Source organism: Lysinibacillus sp. NPDC093190 (assembly GCF_050280425.1).
Lineage (GTDB): Bacteria > Bacillota > Bacilli > Bacillales_A > Planococcaceae > Lysinibacillus.
In genome coordinates, this window is the sequence record NZ_JBNNVG010000021.1 from 1 (window position 1) to 16259 (window position 16259).

The following is a 16259-nucleotide window of genomic DNA, read 5'->3' on the forward strand; positions in this document are numbered from 1 at the left end:
CAAAAATCTTATTAAATTTAAAGTATAAAGAAATCGGGGTTCATCTGGGTTAACGTGCTGAAAGATTTGTGCACCCCAACATTTGACTTAGAACCAAATAATAGCGAACGCCCGCGCTTCAATGATCGAAGCGACGGAAAGAAGAGTAGCGACGGAAAGAAGAGTCAGGGCGACGGAAAGAAGAGTAGCCGACGGAAAGAAGAGTCAGAGCGACGGAAAGAAGAGCAGCCGACGGAAAGAAAGGCCAGAGCGACGAAAAGAAGAGTCAGAGCGACGGAAAGAAGAATCGGAGCGACGGAAAGAAAGGCCGGAGCGACGGAAAGAAGAGTCAGAGCGACGGAAATAAAAGTCAAATGGTGGATAGCCCCATCAAACCGTACATAAATTTGATGTCGAACAAAAAAAGACATCTCAGAAATAAATCTGGGATGCCTTTAATTTTTTATTTACGATCCATAATTTGGTCGATTAAGCCGTATTCTTTTGCACGCTCAGCAGTCATGAAGTTATCGCGGTCTGTATCTCTTGCAATGACTTCAAGTGGTTGACCAGTGCGTTCTGATAAAATACCATTTAATTTTTCACGTAAGAATAAAATACGTTTTGCAGCGATTTCGATTTCAGTTGCCTGACCTTGTGCACCGCCAAGAGGTTGGTGAATCATTACTTCTGCATTTGGTAATGCGAAACGTTTACCAGGTTCACCAGCAGCAAGTAGGAAAGCACCCATAGATGCTGCCATTCCGATACAAATTGTTTGTACTTGTGGCTTGATAATTTGCATTGTGTCATAAATTGCCATACCAGCAGTAATAGATCCACCTGGTGAGTTAATGTAAAGAAAGATATCTTTTTCTGGATCTTCTGCTTGTAGGAATAGAAGTTGAGCAACAATTGAGTTAGCAACGTTGTCGTCAATTGCGCTTCCTAATAGGATAATACGGTCTTTAAGCAGTCGTGAATAGATGTCATACGCACGTTCACCACGACTTGTTTGTTCAATAACTGTAGGAATTAAATTCATGTTAAATCCTCCTTAAAAAACTAAATTCGAATACTTTTGCTGAAAATTTTCATTGTATTTCAGCTGTAACCTTATCATACACATTATAGTCAGGGAAGGTCAAATATTAACCCTGTTAAAGTGAAATAAATTAAATCAATTTCGCCTTGGCGTAATTGTAGCTGCCGCATCGCTTTCGAACAGACAAACGATTGTAGCTGCCGCATCGCTTTCGCACAGACAAACGATTGTAGCTGCCGCATCGCTTTCGAACAGACAAACGATTGTAGCAGTCGCATCGCTTTCGCACAGACAAACGATTGTAGCTGCCGCATCGCTTTCGCACAGACAAACGATTGTAGCAGTCGCATCGCTTTCACACAGACAAACCCATTGTAGCAGTTGCATCGCTTTCGCACAGACAAACGATTGTAGCAGTCGCTTCGCTTTCACACAGACAAACCATTGTAGCAGTCGCTTTGCTTTCGCACAGACAACCCATTGTAGATGCCGCTTTGCTTTCACTACAGAAAACATTTGCCGCTGCCGTATCGCTTTCGCTCAGATAAACAATGTTGGTCACGCAGGTGTTTTCACAGGATGTGAAGTTCTTAGCCTGAGTTCCTTTTTTTAGTAGGTGTTTTGACACTTACTGGATGAAGATAAAAAAAGTTTAAATGTTTTGCATTCTATAGTTGAATTATGGGCAATAGGTTTGTATAATTGGTAAGGTCACATAAGTTAAAGTACAGTACACTATTTTGTCAGGTATGCTTCAAATGAGGGTTATCTACATCATGCTTTTAGTAAAGCCAAGGGTGAGTACTTTTTTTTTGTGTTCAATTGCCCTCGTGGTGTAATGGATAACACGTAAGATTCCGGTTCTTGCACTGGGGGTTCGATTCCCTCCGAGGGCGCCATTTTACTGATTATTTGATATACTTTTAAAACTCAATTCTCCTAATAAGTAGTTTAGCAGCCTGCTTAGTGGGGAAAAGAGAGGGTAAATAATGGGAATGTTGCCTAATAGGCATTATTCCCGCATTTGTTCCTTTCAAACCTTCAAAAAGGCAACAACTCCAAATTATTTTTTAGTGAACATACCGTACGTGAAGACTAGTTATACTAGTCGAAAAAAAGAATCCTATCTGAGGGGATTCTTTTTTTTTTTGCAAAATATATCTAACTTTAGCACCGATTGTGAATGTATAAATATTCATAATTGGTGCTATTTTCTTTTTTTAATACCGTTTTATTCTAGATAAACCAAATGGAATAAATTTTTATGCGAAATGTTATTGTCTAAAAAGAATAATGTTACTATAATTGACCTAATAGTCTAATATTTCCGAATTGATAAAAATATTAATTGTATTTCGGGAAATAATTGAATTAGGGGGAGAGCTATGAAAAGAAGTTTATCTATGTTACTGGTAGTCGTAGCAGCATTTGTGCTAGTTCTAGCAGGGTGTGGCGCAAAGGACAAGACATCGTCCGGTAGCGTGCCATCCGAAGATGGAAATGGTAAGAAAGTTTATAAGGTAGGAACAGAAGCGACATTTGCACCATTCGAATCGCTTGACGATAAAGGAAATATTGTAGGATTAGATTTCGATATTTTGCAGGCGATTGCAGATGAAATGGGCTTTGAAGTAGAGTGGCAAAATATTGGCTGGGAGCCTGTCTTCCAAACTGTTAAAAATGGGGAAACAGATATCGGTGCAGCAGGGATCTCTATTAATAAAAAGCGTAAAGAAACGTTTGACTTTACAGAGCCATATTATGAATCTCAATTATTAATCGTTGTAAAAGAAGATTCCAAGATTAAATCATTAGCTGATTTAAAGGATAAAAAGATTTCAGTACAAATTAATGCTACAGGTCATGAAGCTGCGAAAAAGCTACAAGGTGATTCAAGTCCAAATATTATGGCGTTTGAAAATCAGCCGGTTGCTATCAAAGAAATGCTAAATGGCAACGTGGATGCTACGATTGGTGATAATGCGGTAGTTTATGAATATATCAAAGCTCATCCAACAGAGAAGCTTAAAGTAATCGAAGATGATGCATTTGAAAAAGAATACTATGGTTTTATGGTTCAAAAGGGGAATACGGAACTTTTAAACAAATTAAATGAAGGTCTGAAAAAAATTAAAGAGAACGGTAAATATAAAGAAATTACAGGTAAAGACCTTAAGTAATAAACGACTGCATGATGGGGCTGTCCTAAAAGAAATAAAGAAATTCTATATATTGATATAAGGTAAAAATCCGCGTAGACTCCTACGTGAAAAAAGAGGACAAGACCCAGCTGAGAGGGTTGTAAAACTGATTTTGCGACAGGAGCACACTGATGCGGATTTTTACTATATTACAAATATGCTAGATTTCTTATGAAGGACCTTTTAGACAACTCCTCATTTAATTTTTGAAGGGGAAGTGAGTTTTCGGATGGACATCTTTGACTTACGCTGGGACATAGTCTGGAACTACCGAGATATGTTTATACGAGGTATTGGTGTGACGCTAATTTTAACACTTAGTGGTTATTTTGGCGGAATTCTTTTAGGACTATTTTTAGGACTTGGAAAATTATCGACGAGAAAATGGGTTTATTGGCCATGTAAGCTATATGTAGATTTATTCCGTGGGACACCGATGCTCGTACAAATATTATTAATTCATTTAGCGGTGATACCGACCATTTTTGGACATTCATTAGGTTACCTGGTTTCCGGGATTACGGCACTTATCTTAAACTGTGCGGCATATAATGCAGAAATTTTCCGCGCGGGTATTCAAAGTATTGCTAAAGGGCAAATGGAGGCAGCTCGTTCTCTTGGCTTAACACATAACCAAGCGATGCGAAAAGTTATTTTGCCACAAGCTTTTAGACGTATGATTCCGCCGTTAGGTAATGAATTTATTGCTTTATTAAAAGACTCATCTTTAGTAACTGTTATTGCGGCACCAGATATTTTATATGCAAGTAAGATCGTTGCCGGAGCTAGCTACCGTTTTTGGGAACCATATATTGTTGCAGCGTTACTCTATTTAATTTTAACGTATGGAGTAACAAAGATTGTAGCGTTTGTCGAAAAACGACTTAGTAATAGCTATGTCCCTCGTAAGGCAGAAGGGCGGGAAACACGATGATTAAAATTGAGAATTTACACAAATATTTTGGCAAACTAGAAGTGTTAAAGGGCATTGATTATGAAATACAGGAAAAGCAAGTTGTCTGTGTTATAGGTCCATCAGGCTCAGGTAAAAGTACGTTTTTACGTTGCATCAATATGCTAGAAGAAGTAACAGATGGTGCAATTTATATCGAGAATGTGAAGATTAACGAGCCAAAAACAAATATTAATGCTATTCGTGCAGAAGTAGGCATGGTGTTTCAACAATTTAATTTATTCCCGCACATGACAGTCATAGATAATGTCACGATGGCTCCGATGCAAATCCGAAAAATGAGTAAGACAGAAGCAGAATCACTTGGACATGAGCTGTTGAAAAAGGTCGGTCTTGATAGTAAGGCTTATAACTATCCCGAGCAGCTTTCAGGTGGTCAGCAACAACGAGTGGCCATTGCCCGTGCGTTAGCGATGAAACCAAAAGCTATTTTATTTGATGAGCCTACTTCGGCACTAGACCCCGAAATGGTAAAAGAAGTTTTAGATGTAATGAAAAATTTAGCGGCTGAAGGTATGACCATGATAGTAGTAACACATGAAATGGGCTTTGCCCGTGAAGTTGGAGATCGTGTTGTCTTTATGGATGGTGGCTATATTGTCGAAGAGGGAACTCCTCAGGATATTTTTAGTAATCCACAAAATGAACGAACAAAAGCATTTTTAGGAAAAGTTTTATAGTTCATTAAATAAGAGCAGCCCCTTGTGATATTGCACCACATATGGGACTGCTCTTGTTTTTTATCATTAATGAAGGGGATTTGTTGTAGTGCTGTATGCATTAAGCATCGTTTGCATATCCTGTTGAGAAAATTGAGGTACTTGATAATAGCCATGCATATTTTGGTAAATAGATAATTCGTATGCCATTTCAATGCAGTTGGGAATACTATCTGCAATAACACGTCTGACAACAGGGTTTGTAGTTTCTGTTGCTGCTGCAGTCATACCTTTTGCCACACCTTTTTGAGCGCCAAGTAAGAAGCCTGAAATAGCTTCATCATTGAGCTCATTTGCATTTTGCATCGGCTTTTTAGGTTGGCCCGGATTTATTCCATATTTAAAATTATTTCCTGTCTCCATTTGATAGCGACCTGTAGGAACCGAAGGATCATGACCTGTGTTATAAGATTCCACAATAGTGTTATACATGCCTAATGTGAAATTATATTGGCGATCCAAAATGCTAAGCAACTCTGTGTCCTTAACCTGTGGACGTAAAACAATGGATTGATTCATACAAGCAATGATTGCACCGATTGTTTCATGCAAATCCATTTGCTCATGTCCACCATGATTCGGGCTTTGTTGTTGGTTGAATGATGTTTGATTTGATGATTCGTTATGAAACGATTGTGTCAAAAAAAGCGCCTCCTAAATATCATAGTTTGTTACAGTATTAAGTATGGCACGTTAGAAAAATTTCATACGGTATTAATGCATTTGCATATATGTAGAATAGAGATGTTTTTTTGCTGCACATTAGTGGTAAGAATAAAGAAAGGTTTATCACCAAAATATGGATGGTAGCTAAAAGAAAGCGAAGGAGGTTTTAAAATTGAAAAAAATATTTGGACCTATAGGAATTATCGTTATTATTTTAGTTGTATTGGCCTTACTATTTATTCCAAAATATAATAGCCTTGTAACGGCCGAGGAAAGCGTTGATTCGAAATGGGCTCAGGTTGAAAATCAGCTACAGCGTCGCTACGATTTGATTCCGAACTTAGTAGAATCTGTAAAAGGATATGCCAACCATGAGAAAGAAGTTATCACAAGTATTACAGAGGCGCGTGCGCAAATGGGAAGTGCACATAGTCCAAAGGAACAGGCAGTCGCCAATGATGCATTGAACGGAGCACTTAGTCGACTGCTAGTAGTCGTAGAAAATTATCCAAATTTAAAAGCAGATGCAAATTTCCGTCAATTAATGGATGAATTAGCTGGGACAGAAAATCGCTTAGCTGTTGCTCGAGAAGACTACAACAATGAAGTGCAGGCTTTTAATAAAACGGTCAAAAGTTTCCCAGGCAATTTAATTGCAGGGATGTTTGGTTTTGAGCAGAAAGAATACTTTAAAGCTGCTGCGGGTGCTGAAAAGGCACCATCTATAGATTTTGGCAGTTCAGGTAAACAATAATGAAACGGTTTATAATCCAACTTGCTATTGTTGGTATCATGTTTATTTTATCTATAAGAATGGCAGATGCCGCAATGCCGACACCAATGAAAAATACGTATATTCATGATTTTGCCAATGTTTTATCTTCAACCGTGAAGGAAGAGCTCAATCATCATTCAGAGCAGCTAGACAAAGGTACAGGTGCTGAAATTATGATCGTAACAGTGGATAATATTAACGGTGAAGAACCAAAAATGTATGCAACAAAAATGATTCGCTCTTGGGGTATTGGTGATGCCAAAAAGAATAATGGTGTATTAATTTTAGCAACGTTTGGGCAGGGCGATGGCAATAATGATGTCGTCATTGCTGTAGGTCAAGGTCTCGAAGGAGCATTACCTGATGGCAAGTTGGGGCGCATTTTGGATTCAGCATTTTATCCAAATGCAAGTGCTGGAGATATTGATAAGGCATTTAAAGCTACGTACGCTGAAGTATTTCAAACCGTCGCGCAGGAATACAATTGGGATGGAGAGATGCCTAAGAATACAGCTGACAATGAAGGAATGCCAACGTGGATGATTATTTTAATCGTTATTATAGTACTTATTGTTTATACATTTATTTCTAATGGTAGAGGAGGCGGGCCTCGTTCTGGTAGACGTGGCGGTTTTCCGGGTGGATTTCCAGGTGGTTTCGGAGGCGGCGGCTCTAGGGGTGGTGGCTTTGGCGGCTTCGGAGGAGGCTCATCTGCTGGTGGAGGAGCAAGTCGGAAATTTTAATATATTCAAAAAGTGAACTTAGCGAAGTTCACTTTTTTACTGGTTTAAAAGGTAATTTTGTTTAATTGCTATCAATTATTGACAATAAGGATAAAATTGCTATAATTTTATTGTATCAACAAACGATATAACGAGAACTGATATAAGGAGGAATCATTTTGAATAAGAGGTTTTTATCAGCATCATTAGCGGTTATTTTAACGGCATCTGCTGTCATTCCAGTATCTATGCAGGAAGTGCGCGCTGCCAATGAAACTAGCAGTCAAGTAGAAGTAAAAGAGGAACGTTTATCTGCTAAGGAGTTTCTAAATTTAACTGTAACAGCTTTAACATTCCAACATGGATCAGAGCCAATGCGTCAGCAAATCATTGATCAGTGGGTAAAAGGCGAAGAATTAAAAGATTTAAGTGTGAATATTAAACGTGATGAAGCGGCACGTATTTTAGTAAGAGCTTTAAATAAAGAGGAAAAAGAAGCAACACTTGCAGAATATCAAGAAAAAGCAAATAAGCTAGGTTTATTTAACGGTCTGTCAAATAGTGAAACGATTTCTAAACAAGATGCGGTTAAAATTTTAAACAATGCTAAAAATGTGAAAAATGGTGTAAGCAATAATGAAGGCGTGAAAGAAATTTCCGTCGAAGATTTTATGAAAAATCCAGGAAACGTCGGCTTTGAACTTTCACCAGATGGCAATTACATTACTTATGCTTCTGCATGGGAAAATCGTTCAAACGTTTTCGTGAAAAAAATGAATGACGATAGCGAGCCAGTACGTGTATCCAATTCAAAGGATCGTGATATTGGGGGATTCTTCTGGAAAGATGATAATTTACTATATGTAAAGGATAAAGGTGGCGATGAAAACTTCCACATTTATTCAACAACATTTAATGGTAATGAGGAAAAGGATTTAACACCTTATCCGAATGTAACAGTAGGGTTATTAAGTAGCTTAAAGGGCGTTAAAGACGAAATCCTTATTATGATGAATAAAGAGGATGCAAAAGTCTTTGATGTGTACAAGCTTAACCTAAAGACTGGTGAAACTACACATGTTGCGAAAAACCCAGGTAACATTACTAACTGGATAGCAGATCGTGATGGAAATGTACGTATGGCAGTTGCTTCAGATGGTGTAGTAGGCACTGTTCTATATCGAGATTCAGAGAAAGATGAATTCAAGCCATTTATTGAAATGGAAGAAGGAGAAGAAGTAACGCCAGTTGCTTTCACTAAAGACAATAAACATATTTTGGCGAAGTCTAATAAAGGAAGAGACAAAGTAGAAATAGTTAAATATGATTTAGAAGGTCATGAAGAAGTGATTATGTCTAACTCAGAAGTAGATGTATCGGGTGTATTATATAGTTCTGAGAAAGATAAAGTATTGTACGGTGCATATGTATCAGATAAGACACATTATCAATTCTTTGACGAGGACTTTGAAAAACTATTCCGTAAAATTCAAAACAAATTAGGTGTTCATGAAAGTGAATTAGGTATTAATGATTACAACAAAGAAATGACAAAATTCATTGTCAGCGTTTCTAGTGACACTGTTTACGGAAAATATTATTACTACGATTCAACAACAGATGAAATGACAGAAATGGCAACGTTAAGCCCTTGGTTAAAACAAGAGGAGCTTGCAGAAATGCATCCAATTTCATATAAGAGTCGTGACGGCTTAACGATTAACGGTTATTTAACATTACCGAAAAACAAAGAGGCTAAAAATCTGCCACTTATCGTCAATCCACACGGTGGTCCATGGTACCGCGATGCGTGGGGCTTTAACCCAGAGGTACAGTTACTAGCAAACCGCGGTTATGCAGTACTACAAGTGAATTTCCGTACTTCAACTGGCTATGGAAAAGAGTTTTTAGAGGCTGGTTATAAACAATGGGGTCTAAAAATCCAAGATGATATTACAGATGGCGTACAATGGGCAATCGACCAAGGTATTGCAGACCCTAAACGCATCGGTATTTACGGTGCATCATTTGGAGGTTATGCAACTTTAGCAGGAATTACGTATACCCCAGATTTATATGCTGCAGCAGTGGACTATGTAGGTGTATCCAACATCTTTACATTTTTAAATACAATCCCTCAGTATTGGGACACGTTGCGTAACCAATTTTATAAGCGTGTAGGTGATCCAGAGAAGGATAAAGAGCTATTAACAGCCGTTTCACCTGTCTTCCATGTGGATAAAATTAAAACACCGTTATTTGTAGCTCAAGGTGCAAATGATCCACGTGTAAACAAAGCTGAATCTGATCAAATTGTGGAAGCATTACGTGCTAGAGGCGTTGATGTGGAGTACATGGTGAAGGATAATGAAGGCCATGGTTTCCATAATGAAGAAAACAGTATCGAATTCTACAATGCAATGCTAAAATTCTTAGATAGCCATCTAAAAAAATAATAAGAAAGAAGACTGTGCAGGAAGTAAGTTCTTGCACAGTCTTTTATTATTTAAGGTCCTATTATAAAGAATATCTCTTTTTATCATATGAACCAACAATTGACAAACACACCAAAATTGTTATAATTTCATTGTATTTACAAATTATACAATACGTACTGATATAAGGGGGAATCATTTTGAAGAAAAGGTTTTTATCAGCATCGTTAGCGGTTATTTTAACAACATCTGCAGTCATTCCAGTATCTATGCAGGAAGTTCGCGCTGCCAATGAAACTAGCAGTCAAGTAGAAGTTAAAGAAGAAAGTCTATCTGCTAAGGAGTTTCTAAATTTAACTGTAACAGCCCTAACATTCCAACATGGATCAGAGACAATGCGTCAGCAAATCATTGATCAATGGGTAAAAGGCGAAGAATTAAAAGATTTAAGTGCACATATTAAACGTGATGAAGTGTCCCGTATTTTAGTAAGAGCGTTAAATAAAGAGGAAAAAGAAGCAACGCTTGCTGAGTATCAAGAAAAAGCAAATAAGCTAGGTTTATTTAACGGTCTTTCGAATAGTGAAACGATTACTAAACAAGATGCGGTCAAAATTTTAAACAATGCTAAAAATGTGAAAAACGGTGTGAGTAATGAAGGTGTGAAAGAAATTTCCGTCGAAGATTTCATGAAAAACCCAGGGAGCGTGGGCTATCAACTTTCACCGGATGGAAATTACATTACTTATAAATCTGCATGGGAAAATCGTTCAAATGTGTTCGTAAAGAAAATGAATGATGATAGTGAGCCAGTACGTGTATCTAGCTCAACGGATCGTGATATAGCCGGGTCATTCTGGAAAGATGATAATTTACTATATGTAAAGGATAGAGGTGGCGATGAAAACTTCCACATTTATTCAACAACATTTAATGGTAATGAGGAAAAGGATTTAACGCCATATCCGAATGTAACAGTTGGGTTATTAAGTGATTTACAGGGCGTTAAAGACGAAATCCTTATTACGATGAATAAAGAAGATGCAAAAGTCTTTGATGTGTACAAGCTTAATGTGAAGACTGGAGAAACTACACATGTTGCGAAAAACCCGGGTAATATTTCAAGTTGGTTAGCAGATCATGATGGAAATGTACGTATGGCAGTTGCTTCAGATGGTGTAGAAGGAACTATCCTTTACCGTGACTCAGAGAAAGATGAATTCAAACCATTTATTGAAATGAAAGCAGGAGATGAAGTAATGCCACTTGCTTTCTCTAAAGACAATAAACATATTTTCGCAACTTCTAATAAAGGAAGAGATAAAGTAGAAGTGGTGAAATATGATTTAGAAGGTAATGAAGAAGTAATTATGTCCAACTCAGAAGTGGATGTAATGGGTGTATTATACAGTCCTGAGAAAGATAAATTATTATACGGTGGATATATAACAGATAAAGCACACTATCAATTCTTTGACGAGGACTTTGAAAAACTATTCCGTAAAATTCAAAACAAATTAGGTATTCAAGAAAGTGAATTAGGCATTAATGATTACAACAAAGAAATGACAAAATTCATTGTTAGTGTTTCTAGTGACACTGTTTACGGAAAATATTATTACTACGATTCAACAACAGACGAATTAAAAGAATTGGCAACATTAAGCTCTTGGTTAAACCCAGCGGAGCTTGCAGAAATGCATCCAATCTCCTATAAGAGTCGAGATGGCTTAACGATTAACGGTTATTTAACTTTACCGAAAAACAAAGAGGCTAAAAACTTACCACTTATCGTCAATCCACATGGTGGTCCGTGGGCACGTGATATGTGGGGCTTTAATCCTGAGACGCAATTACTAGCAAACCGTGGTTATGCAGTACTACAAATGAATTTCCGTTCTTCAGCTGGATACGGGAAAAAATTCCTTGAGGCTGGTAATAAGCAATGGGGTCTAAAAATTCAGGATGATATTACAGATGGCGTACAATGGGCAATCGACCAAGGTATTGCAGACCCTAAACGCATCGGAATTTATGGTGCATCCTTTGGAGGTTATGCAACTTTAGCAGGTATCACTTATACACCAGATTTATATGCAGCAGCAGTGGATTATGTTGGTGTATCGAATATCTTTACACTATTAAACACAATTCCTCCATATTGGGAAACAATGCGTGAAATGCTTTATGAGCGTGTGGGACATCCAGAGAAGGATAAGGAGCTATTAACAGCAGCTTCACCTGTCTTCCATGTGGATAAAATTAAAACACCGCTATTTGTAGCTCAAGGTGCAAATGATCCACGTGTAAATAAGGCTGAGTCCGATCAAATCGTTGAAGCATTACGTGCAAGAGGCGTTGATGTGGAGTACATGCTGAAAGATAATGAAGGCCATGGTTTCCATAATGAAGAAAACCGCATTGAATTCTATAATGCAATGCTAAAATTCTTAGATAGTCACCTGAAAAAATAATATAAAGAAGACTGTGCATAAATTTCTTGCACAGTCTTTTCTAGTTGAAGACTCTAAATTGTTCTTGCCACTCCCGATTGTACAGTCGAGACTTATTTGGATGAAGAGCCGTTATAAGAGCTGAAAAGTATTTCGATATATATCATTTTTCTTATTGTTAATTAATGTGATACAACGGGCTAGCTTTTCTACTCCAACATGAATTTGACGCTCATTCACTTGAGAAATACTTAATCGAATCAGATTTTCCTTTTTATATTCTGGTAGGAACATTCTAGCTGCATCATCCACAAGGACATTTTGCTCTTTTAACAAATTGACGATCTGCTTTGCAGTCACTTTCTCGGGCAGGGAGATAGTAAGATAAAATCCTGAAGAGGGTTTCGTATAATGCGTGTTATTTGGCAGCAATAACTCACAAGCTTCCTGAAGATGTTTCATTTTTCTATAATATAGCTCTTTTATTTTCTTAATATGGCTATTAAACATTCCGCTTTTTAAATAAATTTCTAATGCTCCTTGTGAAAGAACCGAACTATTAAAATCGGCAGTAAATTTATAGCGTAAAAAATTGTTAGTCATTATTTTTGGAAGAACTAAAGACGCAACTCTTAAACCAGGTAGAAAAACTTTAGAAAAACTTTTAATATAAATAACTCTGCCAGAAGGATTGTACGCGAATAATGGATCTGATTTAGTATTTGGATCCAAATCCCCTAAAAAGTCATCCTCAACTATATAGACATCGTATTTTTCTGCTAATTCTACAATTCTTTTTTTCTCTTTATTTGTATAGCTATGTCCAAGTGGATTTTGAAACCTCGGAACAATATAGAAAAACTTGATATCGTTATTGCGAAATATATATTCTAGACGATCGAAATCAATTCCATCCATAGATAAATCCATCCCGAACGTAGTCACTTGCTGTAAATTGGCAGACTCTATAAAACCAAAATAAGTAGGCTGTTCAATTAAAATATTGTTTTTCCCATTTGGAAATGGCATAGAAACTAATAAATTAAGAGCCTGCTGAGAGCCAGACACAATAAATAATCTTTCGGGTTCAGTAAATACTTGTAAGCTTTGCAAATACTTCATCATTTGAAGTCGTAAAGAGTATAGTCCTTGTTGATCGGTGTAAGTGAATAATTCTTCTTTATAAGTATCAATGGCCTGATTGATACAGTGCTGAAAATCAATGTAGGGTATGATGTCTTTATCTGGACCAGCAGACAAAAAGTCAATAATATCATTTTTACTGTCTGGATTTTGAAATTCATTGACAACATAATAGCCGCTTTTGGGAACAGAAAAAATTAAGTGCTCTTTTTCTAGCTCTTCATATGCTTTAACAACTGTGTTTTTACTGCAGGAGAATTTTTCAGAAAGTTGTCGTATTGAAGGAAGTTTACTACCTGCTATAAGTAATCCCTGTGCTAGTTGATCTTTAATTTCATCAATAACCTTATTATATTTTGTATACAATGCAAAGCCTCCTTTATTCTGTACCAGGACAGATGCCGGAAAATTCCGTTTATTTTTACGGTAGTTCCTCTTAATATTTATTATACCAGCACAAATGGTACAAATTTGTATAAAAATATAAGGGGTTGGTAATGGTGCAGGACAATAAGAAGGAAAAAATGGGGTTATTATTAGGCTTAGTGGGCGTCATCTGTTTCAGCTTAACATTACCTGCAACAAGTGTAGCAGTAGAATATTTCGGGACTACAATTGTTGGCTTAGGAAGAGCGGTAGTAGCTTCAATTTTAGTTGCTCTTGTATTGGTTGTGAAAAAAGAAAAGCTGCCCACTGCTCGTCAATTAAAGAGTTCAATTATTGTCTCTTTAGGCGCAGTTTTAGGATTCCCCTTGCTCACCTCTTGGGCTATGACAAGTTTGCCAGTTTCTCATGGAGCTGTAGAGTTAGCCCTTTTACCTTTAGCTACAGCGGGGTTTGCAATGATAAGAGGAGGCGAAATTCCGTCCATTAAATTTTGGATATCAAGTATAGTTGGGGCATTGGCAGTAATGATTTACGCTATGTATCTTGGACTGGGCCAATTACATGTTGCAGATTTAGCATTATTGGCAGCAGTCATTATACTCGGACTTAGCTATGCCGAAGGAGGGGTACTAGCACGAGAATTAGGAAGCTGGCAAGTAATTGCTTGGGCAATTATAATTGCTACTCCTTTTCTTATTATTCCAGTGTTACTAAACGTATCAGCTGAGATGTTGCATGCTCCTTTAAAAGCTTGGATTAGCTTTTTGTATCTTGCTATTGTGAGTCAATTTTTAGCATATGTAGCCTGGTATGGTGGAATGGCTATGGGAGGCATTTCAAGAGTAAGCCAAATTCAATATTTACAGCCATTTTTAATGATTATTTTTGCAGCTTTATTTCTCAATGAACCAATTACATTATTTACTGTTGTAATAGCCTTCATTGTTGTGGCGTCCGTAATTATTGGCAAGAATACCAATGTTGTTAAAAAAGATTCAGAACCAATTAAAAAATAAACAAAAGGTGTCATTACAGTATCTTGCTTATTAATAGCTGTTTCGTTTTATAATAGCTCTTAAGGGAGGTGCAGTAATTGAACGTGAAATTTTTTAGTCGAGATAATTGTGGACTTTGTGTAGAGGGACTGCATACATTAAAGCTAGTACAGGAAGATATAGATTTCGATATTGAAATTATTAATATTGAAGAAGATGAGAGCATACATGAAAAGTATATGTTAATGATTCCGGTAGTGGAAAAGGATGGGCAAGTGATACAATACGGCAATTTGGATTACGCAACACTTATGGAGCATTTGTGTAGCGAATAACAAAGGGGGATCTGCTTATGTACATACCAGCGGCTTTTAAAATGAAGGATATTTCCGAGATGATAGAAGTGATTCAGGAGAACAGTTTTGCAACACTCTTTTCAACTCATGAAGGAATGCCCTTTGCTACACATCTTCCGTTATTGTTGAATGACACAAAAGATTGTTTAATTGGGCATTTTGCAAAAGGGAATCCTCAATGGAAGGATATTGAGAATCAAAAGGTTTTAGTAATATTTCATGGGCCACATTGCTACATATCTCCCTCATGGTATGAAACAAATCATGCTGTCCCAACATGGAATTATGTAGCAGTACATGTTTATGGAGAAATCGAGCTTATTGAGCACGATGATGAATTAATGAACTCCTTTAACAACATGATTAAAAAATATGAACATCATACTAGCACATATAGTCTAACTCAGGTAGAAGAGCAGCTTGTAAGCAATCTAAACAAAGGAGTTCAGGGCTTTAAATTAAAAATCTTAAGTATGGAAGGTAAGAAGAAGTTAAGTCAGAATCATTCTAATGAAAGGCAGCAATTAGTGATTCAAAAATTAGAAGAAATCGAACATACCAATGAGCAGCAAATCGCTCGTTTAATGAAGAAAAACATTAAATGAATTAATCTTAAAAATTTCGCATCTCTTTCGCTATGTATGTGGCAGTGAAGAAGGGGCGGAATTTTTTAACTTCTTCAGTGGGTGTCCAAACATCCGCTGAAATAGAGGAACTCAGTCTAAGAACGCCACGTCCTGTGGCAACGACTGAGTGACCAACATCGTGTTGGCCTAAAGCCTCAGGACGTTACTTTACCCAAATCTTTAGCGGTAATAACCACAATTCACAAATTGTTCAATGAAAGCGATTAGAATTTGAACAGTTTGTGAAGACCTTCACATTAGGATTTATTTTTTACAAAATCGGAGTAGAATAGGAATCAGTAAGAGATTGTTATAAAACAGTTTATCAATTGCATCACATTTTTAGTGATTGTTATATTACAAAAACGTATAGTTGAAGGGAGAATTCACCATGTGGGTTATTACAGTATTTGAGAAAAAGGACGTTCGTATTTTTGAATACACAAATAAAAATGAAGCAACAAAAGCTCTGTGCGGATTTAAGAAAAACGCAATTTTATCTTACACAAAATAAGCTAACTAAAAACTCGTAGCCAATTAGACATGGCTACGAGTTTTTCATTAATACTAGAAACTAAACACGATATTTATATTTATCAGACTCATCAGCATAACGTGTGGTTGATTTCCGTTCCGGCTAGGCGCTTTGTTGCTGACGCTTCGCTTTCGCACAGAGCAAAGCTTCCAGAGGGCGTCCGATGAGCCGCTTCACTCGCGTTGCTCGCTCCAGGGTCTCATCTGTGACGCTGATCCCCAAGGAGTCGCCCAGCCTCCACTCCAATCA

Annotated in this window: 15 protein-coding genes and 1 tRNA gene; 12 read left to right on the forward strand and 4 right to left on the reverse strand. The window is 37.1% G+C overall.

Annotated elements, in window-relative coordinates; translation table 11 throughout:
• Positions 1-442 precede the first annotated feature (442 nt).
• Together clpP and ACQKOF_RS16250 are read right to left on the reverse strand one after the other, a co-directional pair.
• On the reverse strand, positions 443-1024 hold the full coding sequence (gene clpP / locus ACQKOF_RS16245; RefSeq protein WP_370048401.1) for an ATP-dependent Clp endopeptidase proteolytic subunit ClpP: 582 nt from the start codon (positions 1022-1024) through the stop codon (positions 443-445).
• A gap of 89 nt (positions 1025-1113) precedes the next feature.
• On the reverse strand, positions 1114-1383 hold the full coding sequence (locus ACQKOF_RS16250) for a hypothetical protein (RefSeq protein ID WP_427559115.1): 270 nt from the start codon (positions 1381-1383) through the stop codon (positions 1114-1116).
• Positions 1384-1848: 465 nt separating this feature from the next.
• Here ACQKOF_RS16250 and ACQKOF_RS16255 point away from each other — a divergent pair.
• From ACQKOF_RS16255 to ACQKOF_RS16270, 4 genes are all read left to right on the forward strand, one after another.
• Positions 1849-1923, forward strand: a tRNA-Arg gene (locus ACQKOF_RS16255).
• A 486-nt stretch (positions 1924-2409) separates the two neighbouring features.
• Positions 2410-3204 carry a basic amino acid ABC transporter substrate-binding protein gene (locus ACQKOF_RS16260; RefSeq protein ID WP_427559118.1) on the forward strand — a complete coding sequence of 265 codons (795 nt, stop codon included), beginning with the start codon at positions 2410-2412 and terminating at the stop codon, positions 3202-3204.
• Between the two features lie 250 nt (positions 3205-3454).
• Positions 3455-4159, forward strand: a complete 705-nt coding sequence (locus ACQKOF_RS16265) for an amino acid ABC transporter permease (RefSeq protein ID WP_427559121.1) — start codon at positions 3455-3457, stop codon at positions 4157-4159.
• Positions 4156-4878, forward strand: a complete 723-nt coding sequence (locus ACQKOF_RS16270) for an amino acid ABC transporter ATP-binding protein (protein WP_427559124.1) — start codon at positions 4156-4158, stop codon at positions 4876-4878. Before ACQKOF_RS16265 ends, ACQKOF_RS16270 begins: the two co-directional genes overlap by 4 nt.
• Positions 4879-4944: 66 nt before the next feature.
• Here the strand turns inward: ACQKOF_RS16270 and ACQKOF_RS16275 are convergent, their stop codons facing one another.
• Positions 4945-5559, reverse strand: a complete 615-nt coding sequence (locus ACQKOF_RS16275) for a spore coat protein (RefSeq protein WP_370042643.1) — start codon at positions 5557-5559, stop codon at positions 4945-4947.
• A gap of 196 nt (positions 5560-5755) precedes the next feature.
• On the opposite strand from ACQKOF_RS16275, the gene ACQKOF_RS16280 reads away from it, so the two are divergent.
• The 4 genes from ACQKOF_RS16280 (at position 5756) to ACQKOF_RS16295 (ending at position 11989) form a co-directional block, all read left to right on the forward strand.
• Entirely contained in the window at positions 5756-6337 is a 582-nt protein-coding gene (locus tag ACQKOF_RS16280; protein WP_427559127.1) for a LemA family protein, read from the forward strand.
• Complete coding sequence (locus ACQKOF_RS16285) at positions 6337-7101, forward strand: TPM domain-containing protein (protein WP_427559130.1); 765 nt, start codon at positions 6337-6339, stop codon at positions 7099-7101. Before ACQKOF_RS16280 ends, ACQKOF_RS16285 begins: the two co-directional genes overlap by 1 nt.
• A gap of 158 nt (positions 7102-7259) precedes the next feature.
• On the forward strand, positions 7260-9536 hold the full coding sequence (locus ACQKOF_RS16290; protein ID WP_427559133.1) for a S9 family peptidase: 2277 nt from the start codon (positions 7260-7262) through the stop codon (positions 9534-9536).
• A 179-nt stretch (positions 9537-9715) separates the two neighbouring features.
• Positions 9716-11989 carry a S9 family peptidase gene (locus ACQKOF_RS16295; protein ID WP_427559135.1) on the forward strand — a complete coding sequence of 758 codons (2274 nt, stop codon included), beginning with the start codon at positions 9716-9718 and terminating at the stop codon, positions 11987-11989.
• A gap of 111 nt (positions 11990-12100) precedes the next feature.
• On the opposite strand, the gene ACQKOF_RS16300 is transcribed toward ACQKOF_RS16295, so the two are convergent.
• Positions 12101-13477 (reverse strand): PLP-dependent aminotransferase family protein, encoded by a 1377-nt coding sequence (locus tag ACQKOF_RS16300; RefSeq protein WP_427559137.1) that lies wholly within the window; start codon positions 13475-13477, stop codon positions 12101-12103.
• A gap of 131 nt (positions 13478-13608) precedes the next feature.
• Between ACQKOF_RS16300 and ACQKOF_RS16305 the strand changes: the two genes are divergently transcribed.
• From ACQKOF_RS16305 to ACQKOF_RS16320, 4 genes are all read left to right on the forward strand, one after another.
• Positions 13609-14514, forward strand: a complete 906-nt coding sequence (locus ACQKOF_RS16305) for a DMT family transporter (protein ID WP_427559140.1) — start codon at positions 13609-13611, stop codon at positions 14512-14514.
• Positions 14515-14591: 77 nt separating this feature from the next.
• Positions 14592-14828: a glutaredoxin family protein gene (locus ACQKOF_RS16310; protein WP_400726801.1), complete on the forward strand. Its 237-nt coding sequence runs from the start codon at positions 14592-14594 to the stop codon at positions 14826-14828.
• A 17-nt stretch (positions 14829-14845) separates the two neighbouring features.
• Positions 14846-15454: an FMN-binding negative transcriptional regulator gene (locus ACQKOF_RS16315; RefSeq protein ID WP_427559143.1), complete on the forward strand. Its 609-nt coding sequence runs from the start codon at positions 14846-14848 to the stop codon at positions 15452-15454.
• A 412-nt stretch (positions 15455-15866) separates the two neighbouring features.
• Positions 15867-15989 (forward strand): hypothetical protein, encoded by a 123-nt coding sequence (locus ACQKOF_RS16320; protein ID WP_255350026.1) that lies wholly within the window; start codon positions 15867-15869, stop codon positions 15987-15989.
• Positions 15990-16259 lie beyond the last annotated feature (270 nt).

What these genes read in the sequence shown, in the direction of transcription:
- clpP (WP_370048401.1), bottom strand. Translation starts at nt 1,024, where the DNA reads ATGAATTTAATTCCTACAGTTATTGAACAAACAAGTCGTGGTGAACGT.
- ACQKOF_RS16260 (WP_427559118.1), top strand. Translation starts at nt 2,410, where the DNA reads ATGAAAAGAAGTTTATCTATGTTACTGGTAGTCGTAGCAGCATTTGTG.
- ACQKOF_RS16265 (WP_427559121.1), top strand. Translation starts at nt 3,455, where the DNA reads ATGGACATCTTTGACTTACGCTGGGACATAGTCTGGAACTACCGAGAT.
- ACQKOF_RS16270 (WP_427559124.1), top strand. Translation starts at nt 4,156, where the DNA reads ATGATTAAAATTGAGAATTTACACAAATATTTTGGCAAACTAGAAGTG.
- ACQKOF_RS16285 (WP_427559130.1), top strand. Translation starts at nt 6,337, where the DNA reads ATGAAACGGTTTATAATCCAACTTGCTATTGTTGGTATCATGTTTATT.
- ACQKOF_RS16305 (WP_427559140.1), top strand. Translation starts at nt 13,609, where the DNA reads ATGGTGCAGGACAATAAGAAGGAAAAAATGGGGTTATTATTAGGCTTA.
- ACQKOF_RS16315 (WP_427559143.1), top strand. Translation starts at nt 14,846, where the DNA reads ATGTACATACCAGCGGCTTTTAAAATGAAGGATATTTCCGAGATGATA.
- ACQKOF_RS16320 (WP_255350026.1), top strand. Translation starts at nt 15,867, where the DNA reads ATGTGGGTTATTACAGTATTTGAGAAAAAGGACGTTCGTATTTTTGAA.